This window comes from Mucilaginibacter dorajii (genome assembly GCF_024808255.1).
GTDB lineage: Bacteria > Bacteroidota > Bacteroidia > Sphingobacteriales > Sphingobacteriaceae > Mucilaginibacter > Mucilaginibacter dorajii.
This window is the reverse complement of record NZ_JANTYS010000010.1, coordinates 199337-212063: the sequence shown is the minus strand read 5'-3', so window position 1 is coordinate 212063 and position 12727 is coordinate 199337. Positions and strand designations below refer to the sequence as shown.

13 protein-coding genes are annotated in these 12727 nt (G+C 43.8%); 5 read left to right on the top strand and 8 right to left on the bottom strand.

Annotated features, from left to right (window positions below):
* Nucleotides 1-170: 170 nt before the first annotated feature.
* The 3 genes from FHS10_RS15755 to FHS10_RS15745 all read left to right on the top strand — a co-directional run bounded on the left by FHS10_RS15755 (nt 171) and on the right by FHS10_RS15745 (nt 3079).
* Nucleotides 171-1079 carry a metallophosphoesterase family protein gene (locus FHS10_RS15755; protein ID WP_259092156.1) on the top strand — a complete coding sequence of 303 codons (909 nt, stop codon included), beginning with the start codon at nt 171-173 and terminating at the stop codon, nt 1077-1079.
* A gap of 281 nt (nt 1080-1360) precedes the next feature.
* Nucleotides 1361-2125: an SDR family NAD(P)-dependent oxidoreductase gene (locus FHS10_RS15750; RefSeq protein ID WP_259092154.1), complete on the top strand. Its 765-nt coding sequence runs from the start codon at nt 1361-1363 to the stop codon at nt 2123-2125.
* Nucleotides 2126-2170: 45 nt separating this feature from the next.
* Nucleotides 2171-3079: a helix-turn-helix domain-containing protein gene (locus FHS10_RS15745; protein ID WP_259092152.1), complete on the top strand. Its 909-nt coding sequence runs from the start codon at nt 2171-2173 to the stop codon at nt 3077-3079.
* Nucleotides 3080-3302: 223 nt separating this feature from the next.
* Here FHS10_RS15745 and FHS10_RS15740 read toward each other — a convergent pair whose 3' ends face one another.
* The gene (locus FHS10_RS15740; protein WP_259092150.1) at nt 3303-3905 is read right to left on the bottom strand and encodes a YceI family protein; all 603 of its coding nucleotides are present in this window, start codon (nt 3903-3905) and stop codon (nt 3303-3305) included.
* Nucleotides 3906-4009: 104 nt separating this feature from the next.
* Between FHS10_RS15740 and FHS10_RS15735 the strand changes: the two genes are divergently transcribed.
* Entirely contained in the window at nt 4010-4939 is a 930-nt protein-coding gene (locus FHS10_RS15735) for a winged helix-turn-helix domain-containing protein (RefSeq protein WP_259092148.1), read from the top strand.
* Nucleotides 4940-5024: 85 nt separating this feature from the next.
* On the opposite strand, the gene FHS10_RS15730 is transcribed toward FHS10_RS15735, so the two are convergent.
* From FHS10_RS15730 to FHS10_RS15720, 3 genes are all read right to left on the bottom strand, one after another.
* The gene (locus tag FHS10_RS15730; protein WP_259092147.1) at nt 5025-5915 is read right to left on the bottom strand and encodes an NmrA family NAD(P)-binding protein; all 891 of its coding nucleotides are present in this window, start codon (nt 5913-5915) and stop codon (nt 5025-5027) included.
* Nucleotides 5916-6006: 91 nt separating this feature from the next.
* Entirely contained in the window at nt 6007-6921 is a 915-nt protein-coding gene (locus tag FHS10_RS15725) for a helix-turn-helix domain-containing protein (protein WP_259092145.1), read from the bottom strand.
* 38 nt (nt 6922-6959) lie between these two features.
* Nucleotides 6960-7370 (bottom strand): DoxX family protein, encoded by a 411-nt coding sequence (locus FHS10_RS15720; protein ID WP_259092142.1) that lies wholly within the window; start codon nt 7368-7370, stop codon nt 6960-6962.
* Nucleotides 7371-7490: 120 nt separating this feature from the next.
* Between FHS10_RS15720 and FHS10_RS15715 the strand changes: the two genes are divergently transcribed.
* Nucleotides 7491-7829, top strand: a complete 339-nt coding sequence (locus FHS10_RS15715; protein WP_259092141.1) for a winged helix-turn-helix transcriptional regulator — start codon at nt 7491-7493, stop codon at nt 7827-7829.
* Between the two features lie 10 nt (nt 7830-7839).
* Here FHS10_RS15715 and FHS10_RS15710 read toward each other — a convergent pair whose 3' ends face one another.
* From FHS10_RS15710 to FHS10_RS15695, 4 genes are all read right to left on the bottom strand, one after another.
* On the bottom strand, nt 7840-9765 hold the full coding sequence (locus FHS10_RS15710) for a M1 family metallopeptidase (RefSeq protein ID WP_259092139.1): 1926 nt from the start codon (nt 9763-9765) through the stop codon (nt 7840-7842).
* A gap of 117 nt (nt 9766-9882) precedes the next feature.
* Nucleotides 9883-10797: a helix-turn-helix domain-containing protein gene (locus tag FHS10_RS15705; RefSeq protein WP_259092137.1), complete on the bottom strand. Its 915-nt coding sequence runs from the start codon at nt 10795-10797 to the stop codon at nt 9883-9885.
* Nucleotides 10798-10951: 154 nt separating this feature from the next.
* A complete protein-coding gene (locus tag FHS10_RS15700; protein WP_259092135.1) occupies nt 10952-11692 on the bottom strand; it encodes an SDR family oxidoreductase in 741 nt (246 codons plus the stop codon).
* A gap of 97 nt (nt 11693-11789) precedes the next feature.
* Nucleotides 11790-12698, bottom strand: coding sequence for a helix-turn-helix domain-containing protein (locus FHS10_RS15695; protein ID WP_259092125.1), 909 nt, complete (start codon nt 12696-12698; stop codon nt 11790-11792).
* Nucleotides 12699-12727 lie beyond the last annotated feature (29 nt).

Here is a 12727-nt window from a genome sequence, read left to right as displayed (position 1 = left end):
TATGCTTTCGCACATATTACCTTTTTGTTAAATAATTATCCATCGCCATTATTTACAAATACTGCATTTAACTTTGGGGCGATTTAGAAGATCAATAAGTAGGGCGCTGGCCGGCAGCATATGAAAGGTTCGACCCCTTTCCCTACGTCTGTTTTTAATAGTACCTGGATATGCAGCGGAGATCAGTATTAAAAAGTATAGGCGGCCTGTTATTGGTGCCTTCATTGGGTTTGGGCAACGTAATCAACCCCAAAAAAACGGTGATGAGAATTGCACACCTTACCGATATTCACCTCAAAAACAAATTCGACGCCCCCGCCAAGTTTGTTAAATGCCTGCATCACCTGCAACAGCAAAATCCCAAACCCGATTTGATCCTGAACGGTGGCGACATTGTTTTTGATATGAACAAGGAAAACATCGGCACCATTAATGATCAATGGCAGCTAATGAACGGCATCCTGAAAAATGAAAGCAGCATCCCCGTACATTATTGCCTGGGCAACCATGACATTTGGTGGAACGAGAATGATAAAGAACAAGCTATTTATGGCAAACAATACGCCATGGATCAGCTAAAACTAACCAAGCCCTACAACAGCTTCACAAAGGGCGGCTGGAAATTTATTTTGCTGGATAGCGTACACCTTGATGTTGACGGCACGTGGTACATTGGCAAACTGGGCGAAGAACAGTTTACCTGGTTAGAAAATGAATTGAATACTACCGATCCTGCTATGCCGGTGCTGATCCTGTCGCACATCCCTATCCTGAGCATCACCCCGCTTTTGATTGATGATGTGGTTAACAAATGGGAAGTTTTGGGCGGCGATATGCATACCGATAGCATCAAACTCATCAGCCTGTTTAATAAACACCCCAATGTGAAGCTGTGTTTAAGTGGGCACCAGCATATCCGCGACAGGGTAACGTATGATAACGTAACCTACATTTGCAACGGTGCCGTAAGTGGTGCCTGGTGGGAAGGTAACCGCCGCGAAACTGCCCCCGGATACGGCTTAATTGACCTTTACAGCGATGGTAGCTTTGAAGAACGTTATGTGAATTACCTGGGATAGGGCTATTCCATTAAGCAGTCTGGCCAACTGTTGTGTTCTTGTAGCGTTTTGTAAGATGTGACAATTTCTAATTTGTTGATTATTAGTTAGATGCTGTTTTGTTGTGTTTCGCTTGTTGCGCAACACAACAGTTTTGGGATGACAAAGATACATACGCGCAGAAGCTGCCAAATGGGGCAGGTATATTATTAATTGATTGAAATTCGCAAATTACCGATTGATTTCTTCAAACACCGCCTTTGTTATCCTTACCATCTTTGTATCATTAGATATAATACAATATGGAAAGTAAAAATAAAATAGCCCTGGTAACCGGCGGCAGCCGAGGCCTGGGCAAGGACATGGCCTTCAGGCTTGCCGAAAAGGGGTTAGATGTGATCATCACCTACAACACCAGCGCCGATGAAGCGCAAAACGTAGTAAACCAAATTAAACAAACCGGCCGAAAATCTGCCGCACTACAGCTAAACACAGGCGAGATCAAAAGCTTTGACCCTTTTATTGAAAAAGTGAAAGAGGTGCTAAGCACCGAATTCGGTACCGATCATCTTGATTTTTTGGTAAACAATGCAGGCATTGGCGGTTACAAACTGATTGAAGAAGTAACCGAAGAGTTTTTTGACGAATTGCTGAACGTACACTATAAAGGCGTTTACTTTTTAACCCAAAAAACGCTTCCGCTGATGAATGACGGTGGTGGGATAGTTAATGTATCAAGCGGCCTCACCCGGGTTTCGTTGCCCCGGTCGTCGGCTTATGCTTGTATGAAGGGGGCTATTGAGGTATTTACCCGTTACCTGGCCAAAGAACTGGGCGCACGCGGCATCAGGGCCAATACCATAGCGCCGGGTGCTATACTAACCGACTTTGGCGGCGGCCACCTGCGGGCCAGCGAGCAATCGCAAAAAATGGTGAGTGACATGACCGCTCTGGGCCGGCCCGGCGAAGCCGATGATATTGGCGGCGTGGTTGCCTTCCTTTGTACCGATGATGCAAAATGGGTTAACGGGCAGCGTATTGAGATATCCGGCGGGATGTTGGTGTAAGCCATTAACGGGTTTAAATTGTTATTTTTGAGTTTACAAAGCATAATGATCACTAACACTTCTCTTGATGATTTTTACCAGCGAAACGGCGCGCCGCTTCCTGATGGGATTACTAAGGAGATTGGTCATTTTAATGTTTTTGAAGCTGAAAAACTGTTTGACAAAAAGACCGGCACCCGGATAATGCCCTACAGCCGCAGGGAATATTATAAAATTAGCTGGATAAACGGAAAAAGCAGGGCCGAATACGCCGATAAGGTTATTGATATGGGTGATAGCGCCCTGCTTTTTGCAACCCCTAAAATTCCTTACCACTGGATTCCGGCAGATGCCAACCAAACCGGCATGTTCTGCATTTTTACTGCCGATTTTCTGCTGCCCCACAAGGCGGGGGTTACATTGGATGATCTGCCCATTTTTCAGCCTGGTCAGCTTCCCGCGTTTCAATTGAACCCGGAGGAAGCGCAGGAAATTGAATACCTGTTTAAAAAGATGCTCAAAGAATTGGACGCCGATTATAAATATAAATACGACTTACTGCGTAACATGGTGTTGGAGCTGATCCATTATGGTCAAAAGCTGCAGCCGATGTCGGCATTAAGTGCTGCGCAGAATGCATCGGAACGGATCTCGTCGTTATTTATCGAATTGTTGGAACGCCAGTTTCCGTTAGATTCGCTCCATCAAAGGCTCGGCCTGCGCACTGCTAAAGATTATGCCGATAGATTGGCGGTACATGTAAACCACCTGAACAAAGTATTAAAGGAAGTTACCGGCCATACCACCACGCAGATCATCAGCAAAAGAGTGATCCAGGAGGCCAAGATCCTGCTCAAACAAACCAACTGGAACATTGCCGAAATTGCCTACACCTTAGGCTTTGATGATATTGCCCATTTCTCCAACTTCTTCAAAAAACAAACTTCGTTTACGCCGGCGGCGTTTAGGTTATAGTACACTATGTCATTGCGAGCGTAGCGCGGCAATCTCTTAGCTTTACAGAGCGAATAAGCATGGCGACGGGATTGCTTCGTGCATACGCATGACAAGTTGTAGATTCAGACTTACGAAGTTTTCAAAACTTCGTAAGTCTCTCGTCGCTTTGTCATTTTCCATCGTCATAGTTCGCGGATTTTAAAACTTGCAGCAATGACATAAGTTGGGGCAAGGTTCTTTCCTACTTCACAAACACCAAATTAAGCGTCACTGCTATTTTATCAGAAATGATATGATCCTGTAGCGCCGCGAACGGATCCCATGATTTTGGGTTTTGCTGCATATTAATATGCCATTTAAGGCGGTCTATCTCTAACTGTGCAGTTGCCGTTATGGCGTCTCCTTTTCTAACGATTGTGGAGGTAAATTCAATTGGGTTGGTGATGCCTTTGATGGTCAGGTCGCCAAATACCTCATAGGTTGTTGATTTACCGATGTGTTTTATTTGTTTCACATTCATGGTAGCGGCAGGGTATTGGTCCATTGCAAAATAGCCAGCCGTTCTTAACTCCTTATCCACTTTTTGGTTCTTTGCCGTATCTTCATGATCGGTGCTGCGCATGCTGTTCATATCCACGCTAAAAACGCCGTTTTGCGGCTCATTGCCGGCCGAATAATTGAGTGTACCCGAATTAAAGAGGATATAGCCATAGTGACCACCCATTGTTTTACGGTTATTCCATAAAATTTTACTTTTTTTGATATCCAAATGGTAGGTTTGTTGTGCATTGGCCGATATTTGAACCAGGGCCAGCACCAGGATAACAGCAATTTTCTTAAGCATAAATTAATAAATTTGTTGCAGCAAACCTATTCATCTACAGTAGGTTGGTAATTATAATTATTGTAAATAAAATTGTAAACTTTGTAAAATTAAACCGGCATTTTATGATCAGCTATCAAGCACGCTTAAATACCAGGGCCAAATACCTGCTTGGCCTTGCATTACTGATGTTGGCGACCATAGCTTGCGCGGCTTTTAGTTTAACCGGTAATGACGGTTTTGACCTGGCCCGGCAGGAGATCATGCTCAGGAATATAGGGCACCAGATCCTGTTACATTCGGGAGATAGCACATCGCGGGTGTTGCCTGTAAAGAAAATAGCCGAAAACGAATACCAGCTACGGTTTGAAAATGAGTTTACCTTTCAGTCAGACTCATTAGTGCAGATCATCCGTCGCTCGCTGGCAAAAAATAACCTGGCACATAATTACATTGTGAATGTTTTAAACTGCTCAGATAACGGGGTGATATTCGGGTACGCCATATCCAGCAATAAAAAAGATAATATAGTGCCTTGTTCGGGTCGCAAGCAGCCTAAAAGCTGTTATCTTATCGATATTAAGTTTCAAGGCAATAGTATAAGCACTTCGCAAAAAGGTTATTTAATAGGGGGGATACCTTTGTTGGCCTTCATCGGACTGATCGTTTCCCGATCTGTAAAACCCCGAAAGAAAACGCTGCCCGAACCTGTAGATGTTACAGACGGCAAACTCAAGATAGGGAAGATCTTGTTCGATCCGCAAACACGGCAGCTGATAGCCGGTGAAGCCACAGCAGACCTCACGGTAAAAGAAAACAAGGTGCTGTTGATCCTTGCCCAATCGCCAAATATTATTGTAGAACGAAGTCGGCTGCAAAAAGAGATCTGGGAGGATGAAGGTGTAATTGTAGGCCGAAGCCTGGATGTGTTTATCTCAAAATTAAGGAAGAAGCTGGAATATGATTCTTCGATAAAATTGATCAATATTCATGGCAAGGGGTATAAGTTGCAGGTAGGGGATGGCCAGGATCAGGGAGAAAATGTTAACTCGTAATGGACACGACAAATTATAGAGTCCAGACTTACGAAGTTTTTAAAACTTCGTAAGTCTTTCGTCGCTTTGACATTCTTTTTTAGAATCATCTCTCAAACTCCACCGCAAACTCCTTTGCAAAATCAACCAGTTTTACTTTGCCCATAACTGCCGGTTTGTGTAGGTCATAATCCCCGCGCAATGTGCCGTTGTGAATGGCGGCACCTAATTCAACATACTGCGCTGCAATGTTGGCAGGTACGCCGTTTTGTTCCATTGCAGCCTGCGTTTGTTCATCAGTAAACACCACCCATTTTAAATCGGGTTTGCCAATGGCTTCGCCTAAAATGCGGGCGGCTTCGTGGCCGGTAACATCGTCGCTGGCCACATAGCGCACGTTATTGCCTGTAGTAACCGTTGGCGTAACCAATTCTTCGGCTGCCGCAGCGGCTATGTCGCTGGGGGCAACCATCGCTAATTTATCATCGCCACCATAGTTTGTGCCGATAAAGCCTGCCTGTTTAATCATGTTTACAAAGTTGTATAGGTTGTAATAAAAGAAGGCGGGGCGCAAATGGGTGATAGCTACTCCCTGTAGTTTGTTCAAAATACCTTCCACATCGTGAACCCCGAGAATAAACCCGGTGCCCTTATCTAAATGAGCGCCATAGCTGCTTAAATGCACCACCCGTTTGATGCCCGATTGCGGAATCACCCTCGCGTAATTTTTTCCGATGGTACGGTACGCGGCCCTGGTATCAGGTGCAGTATGGTTTGGCGGTTCCATGGCAAATAACGCATCTGCGCCGGCAAAAGTGGCTGTTAAAAAATCGACATCTTCCAATGACCCTATGGCAGCTGTTACGCCCAGGGCTTCAATGTCTTTCTGTTTTTCGCGGTTGCTGCTTATTACGGTTACGTTATGCCCTTTTGCTATCAATTCTGCGGCGAGCGGTTTGCCAATATTACCTAATGAACCTGTTACTATAATTTTCATAGCTTATTTTGTTTTTGTTGAACAAAGGTGCTTACTATGAAATTTTTGCCTGTAGCTTAATCTTGGTTTGTTGTAGCCATTTCTTTAGCTGCTAATTAAAAGACTGCCGGAACTCCAACGGCGAGATGTTGGTTTTGCTTTTAAATAATTTGCTGAACGATTGCGAATGCTCAAACCCTAATGCATAGGCAATTTCACTTACCGACAGATTGGTACCCGATAGTTTCTCTTTAGCCTTATCTATCAGTTTATCATGGATATGCTGCTGGGTACTTTGGCCGGTGAGCAGTTTTAGCATCACGCTCAAATAATTGGGCGATACATTTAAGGCATCGGCAATATAGCTTACCGTTGGCAGTCCTTTTTGGGTGAGTGCATCGCTTTGGAAATAAGCGGTCAGCAAATCTTCCAGCCGGTTTAATATTTTGTGATTGGTTATTTTACGGGTGATAAACTGGCGGTGATAAAACCTATCGGCATAGGTCAACAGCAGTTCGAGCTGGGCAATAATTACCTGCTGACTAAACTGATCAATATTGGAATGATATTCCTGTTCAATATTTTGCATAATGCCGGCAAGCATGAACTCTTCTTTTTCTGACAGGTGCAGGGCTTCGTTTACCGAATAGCTAAAATATTCATACTGTTTAACCGCTTTTGCTAATGGTGTATTCCATAAATAATCGGGGTGTACCAACAGCAGCCAACCCACATGCTTTAGCTCTTCATAGGCTTCGATAGTAAAAACCTGACCCGGCGAAATAAAGAGCATTACACCTTCGTCGAAATCATATTCCTGCTGGCCGTATTTTATTTTACCGTTAAAATTTCTTTTAAGAGCGATGGAGTAAAAATCATGAGTTATGCTTTGTTGCCCTTCGCCAGCCATGCGTTTAATGGCTTCAAAACTGATCACGCTGATTAAGGGATGCGCAGGCTGCTCCAGTTTCATCACCCGGTGATACTCACTTATACTTTTGATCCTCATCGGCTGTGTGCTTTTCATTTCCCTTTAAAATTTACCGGTTAAACAAATAGACCATTTTATTGGGGCAATATGGAGGCTTTGCTCCATCGTCCCCAAGCTATAAACGCCGCCATCAATGCAAAAATAATATTTACCCCAATTACTGATGCTTCACCACGTGCAATATGAAAAATGCTTGCGGATACCATTAATACAATAATTGCAACAGCTGCGATGGGTGTAAGTTTTGGACGTATGCGTAATAACGCAGGTAATAGTAAACCAAGCGCGCCCAGCAGGTCAATTATTCCCGTAAATTTAACCAGCGCAACAGGTACCTGGCCGGCCCATGGCCACATGGCCGATAATTTTTCGATAGGTTGAAACAATTTCATCGCGGCTGCCCATATTAACGTTGCTGCCAGTAGTACCTGCGTTACCCAAAGGATAATATTCAACAGTTTTGAAGGTTTGTGTTGATCTGTCATCGTGTTTTTATTAACACAACAAAGTTATTTATATTTGCTATCCTGGGTATAGTACTATCTCTGCAGGTAGCGATATCCAAAAGGATAGTATCGTAAAACGCAATAGTAAATCAAATAAAAATGCTGACCAGGGAAGGGTGCCCCGAAAGTGTATTGGCTATAAAAGATGCTTTAGAAGCATTAGAAGGCCGCTGGAAATTGCTGATCATGCTTTCGTTGTCATTGGGCAATAAACGCTTTAAACAAATCTCGAAAGAGATTCCCGGTATTACCGATAAAATGCTCTCCAAGGAGTTGAAAACTTTGGAAACCAATAAACTGATCAAGCGAACAGTATACGATACCTTCCCGCCAACGGTTGAATATTCCATTACCCCGCATGGTAAATCATTAGAGAAAGTTTTGGAAGAATTATACCACTGGGGCCAGGAGCATAGGAAACAGGTGATTGGCAAATAGCCGCGATATTCTAAATGTTTTTACGGGAAGCAGCTACCCAAACATTGTTCTTCAGGTCGATATCCGCGTCATACGGCTTTCCCAGTATTATTTTACTTACAGGTTTGTTAGTTTTAAAAGCGATGGTAACTGTTTTATTTCCACCTGCCCAGCAGGCGATACTTTTACCCAGCGTCTGCGTGGTTCTATCTTTGTAATAAATGGTTAAATGAAGGGGTACTATCTCGGTACCTAAATTGCTCACCACAACGCGGTATTGCTGTTTGGTATGGATAACTTTGGTTATGGCTAAATCAGGAATGTTTTTTTCAAAGAACCAGTTTTTCCAAAACCAGTTCAAATTTCTTCCCGCGCCAGTATTCATGGTGTAAAAGAAATCGTACGGACTTGGGTGTTTGCCTTTCCATTGATCGATATAATAACGCATCCCTTTAAAAAACAAGCTATCGCCCAGCATTTCCCTGATGTAGTGAAAACCGAGCGCCGGTTTCAGGTCCTTATCAGCAAAACGGGCTTTGCCGTACAGTTGCGGCGTAAGGGTCATGATAGGCACGTCCTGGTCCGATCCTGCACTGGTGTTTACATCACTCATATCATAGGTGTTTGCCAGCTTAGGATCGATGAGCGGCGAGAGACTAAACTCCGAAAAGGTAGCCCAACCTTCATCCATAAATGAATATTTGGTTTCGTTGTTGCCTACAAAAAACGGGAACAGGGCATGGAACACTTCATGCACGGTAAACTCTATGGATTCTGCTTTTTCAAAAGGCAGGTTATTCACCATCATTGGGTATTCGGTAGCGTCCAGGCCCTCAAAAATGGTTTGATGCGGATAAGGGAAGGGGATCTGCGGAATTTGGTAACTAATGATCTCCACTGTTTTACGGGCATAACCAATAACCGGCCCATATGCTTTATGTAGCGGGTTGTAAACGGCATCAACCCTTGTACGTCTGTTGGTCTTAGGATCAACCATTACACTTGATGCCTGCCACACATAGTGATTGCTAATGGTAAAAGCAAAGTCGGTAACGTTGGTGGCTTCAAACTTCCAGGCATTGGTTTGATTGCTTTTGGTGATGTGCCCGCCTTTAATATCAGCGGTGGTAATAATATTGGTGACTGAATCGCCGGCTTCTGCCTGGGTGATCCGTTTCACAAATTCAGGCTCGTAAACTTCGGCTGTGTTGCTAAGGTTGCCTGTAGCCCAGCATTGGTAATTACCTAGAATGGTGATGTTAACTTTAAAATTGCAGTAATCGTTGTAAAACTCCTCTTTGCCGGCATAGGGATATTCGTTCCAGCCGTCAATGTCATCGTAAACCGCTATCCGCGGAAAAAAGTACGCGATCATGAACGCCCCGGAATCAACCTGGCCCGTGCGGATAAATGAACCTTTGTTTAATACATAGGCGTAGGTAACATCAACGTGGACCTTACCACCCGGTAGCATCTGCACGCCTCTAACATACATATTGGTGCCCCTGATTATTCTTTTTTTTGTATCGATAGGCTGATTGTTAACCTCCAAAGATTTAATATCAACCCCGTTAGTAAGGTCTTCGGGCGCTATTTGCGTGTTGCGCATAGTCTGTTGCTGATACAAATTGGGATACAGTTTAAAAACTACCTGTTTAAGCGTATCAGGGCTGTTATTTTGATAATCGATACCGACGGAGCCTGTTAATAGCCCGGTTTCGGGGTTAAATGTTGTGTTGATCTGGTAATCGGCATTGTTTTGCCAGTAATGGTCTCCGGGTGATCCGGTTAAACTACGGGTATGTTGTTTGTAGGCTTTAGTCAGGTTAGTTGCAAGCGGAAGCTGGGTTTGTGCATGGGTTATGCCCGTAGTAAAAACGATTAATGAGAATGTAAATTTGCTAATCGTTGCTCTTGAAAACTTCGCCCGTAGTGATCCATGCCCTTGATCTTTCATCGGGCTAAATTGAACATTCCCAGTAGATGTTTTTTAGCTTTTAGACTAACGCAGGTTTCGTAGCCTTTAATTACAGCGTTTTACCGATGAATGAGTTTAGGATAGTTAGATAATCGGCTAATTAAAAGACCGCCTGAATTCATTGGGCGATAAATTGGTACTGCGCTTAAAAAGTTTATTAAATGATTGCGGATGCTCAAAGCCCAGTTCATAAGCTATTTGGGCAATGGTAAGGTTACTATTACCTAACACCTCCTTCGCTTTTTCAATAAGCCGGTTATGGATGTGTTGCTGGGTGCTTTGGCCGGTGAGCGATTTGAGCATATCTGTTAAATACCTTGGCGAAACCTGTAGGTGATCTGATACCTCCTGTACGGTTGGCAGTCCGGTTAATGAGACTTTAGGTTGAAACCGGTTGGCGAGATACGCGTCCATTTTGCCGATTATATTGTTGTAAACGTTTTTACGGGTGATGAACTGCCGGTTATAAAAACGGTTGCTATGGTTAAGCAGTAGCTCAATTTGCGATACCAATACATCCTGGCTAAAATGATCTATGTTGTTTTCAAGTTCTATTGCAATGGCTTCAAAGAGTGTAGCGATTACCTTCTTTTCTTTATTAGATAAAAACAATGCCTCGGTAACGGCATAGGAGAAGAAACCATATTGCTGAATGTTTTTTCCCAGTTGATAATTCCTGATCAGGTCCGGGTGAAAAAACAGTGCATAGCCCTGGTAGGCGCTTTCTTCGGCCGACATGCTGACCAGTTGGTTGGGTGCTAAAAAAGCCATCCCGCCTTCCTCAAAATCATAATAGCCTTGTCCGTATTTTACCTGCCCTTTAAAATTGGATTTAAAAGAGATCTTATAAAAACCAAGCAGGAATTTCCCGCCCGCATCGGCCAGAGTCAATTTTACTTCGTCGTAGTTCAACAGCGCCACAAGCGGATGCGTTGGGGCCGGTTGTTCCAGTCGCCTCATTAAAGCAGATATGCTATTAAATACCAATGGTTCCTGGCCGGGTGTTTTCATTTTCGATGGTAACAGATGTTTAAATTTAAACAAATTTTGTAGAGAGGCACCACATGTATCTCCCGCATGCAAATCAAATATGCTCAAATAACAATTCGCCCTGTACAGCGACAGAAGCATGTGATGCGTCTCTACATTAAAAGTTGGGGTATCATCAATCCTGTGCTGTAGGTCTGATCACCATATCACCCACATCAACATTGGCCGGCTGATTGATGGCATAACTTACTGCCGCAGCGATATCATTAGGCGAAATGGCAATCTGTGCTGCTTTTTGTTTGATGGCCGCGCGGATGTTTTCATCTTTCATATGATCGGCAAGTTCGGTTTGTACAAAGCCCGGCGAAATACCCGTCACGCGTAAATTTGGACCTGCTTCCTGTCGTAATGCTTCTGTAATGGTGCGCACCGCGTTTTTGGTGCCTGCATAAACGCCCTGCAATGGCACTATCCTTAAGCCCGATGTTGAAATAATATTGATGATATGCCCCGATCCTTGTTGCCTGAAAACAGGTAAAGCCGCCGCTATGCCATATAAGGTTCCTTTAAGGTTTACGTCTATCATTTCTTCCCAGTCTTCCACCTGCAATTTATCTATCAACGAAAGGTGACTGATGCCCGCGTTATTGATCATCACATCCAGTTTGCCATACCTGTCACAGGCCAACTTAACCAGGTTTTGCAGGTCACCGCGCTTTTTAACATCGGTTATTATGTAACTGGCCTCGCCGCCTGCTTGTATTATCTTTTCGGCAAGTGCTTTAAGCCTGTCAAGTCTGCGTGCTCCAAGTACTACTTTGGCTCCTTGCTGGGCAAATTGTATCGCTATAGCCTCACCAATGCCACTGCTGGCACCGGTAATGGCTATTACTTTATTTTTAATTCCGTTTTCCATGGTTTGCTAAATTTTGTAAAGCAAAGTTCAGCATTACGTAACTCCCAAAAGTAGCCAAAAGCGCAAATGATGTAGTCAGAAAAACGGAAACGGTGCATTATGAACTTAAAGCGGTAGCATGCCTCGAAACACCCGGCGCGGCACCTGTATGCTTTTTGAAAAAGTTGGTAAAATAAGCTGGTTCTTCAAAGCCAAGGGCATTGGCCACCTGGGCAATGTTCCAGTCGGTATGTTTTAACAGGGCCTGGGCTTCTTTTAAAACCCTGTCGCAAATATGCTGGGTGGTGGTTTTGCCGGTGATCTCTTTAACAGATCGGTTTAAATGGTTGGTATGTACCGATAAGCTTTCGGCGTAATCATTGGCCGTTTTTAGCTTCAGGGCATGGTCTGGCGAGTCAATAGGAAACTGTCGCTCTAAAAGTTCAAAAAACAAGGTTGTGATCCTGGTGGCAGGACCTATTGTTTTTTCAACCAAAGGCATTGGTTCAATTTTCAAAGCTTCATGCATTAAAATGCGCAGGTAGCTGCGCAGCAGATCGTATTTGTTTACATAATCGGAACCCATCTCTTCCATCATTTGCTGCATCGTGGCCGAAAGAAATGCCAGTTGCTTGTCGTTTAAAAAAATAACATGATTACCGCCTGCTTTAAACAAGGAGAAATCCTGTATGGCATACTTGTTCTCCTGGTTTTCAATAAAGGCCTGGGTAAATAAACAGAACCAGCCACTTTGCTCGTCAGATGTAGGTTCCCATGATGATGGCACCTGCGGACCTGTAAATACCAGGGCCGGGCGTTCAATAACTACTTGCCTGTCTTCATAATGCATAATGCCGTTGCCAATTACCAGGGCCACTTTGTAAAAGTCCCTTCGGCTTAACGGTGTTTTTTGGCTGCAGGCTCTCAAAAACACATTAAAGTGGCCTTGTCCTGCATTATTTGCAGGCTGGTATTTACCGGCGTAATGCCGTGCGTAAAACTGCTCAAGGGTTTCTAATCGTACCATAAGGTAAAGTTAATGACGTTATGTTTTTA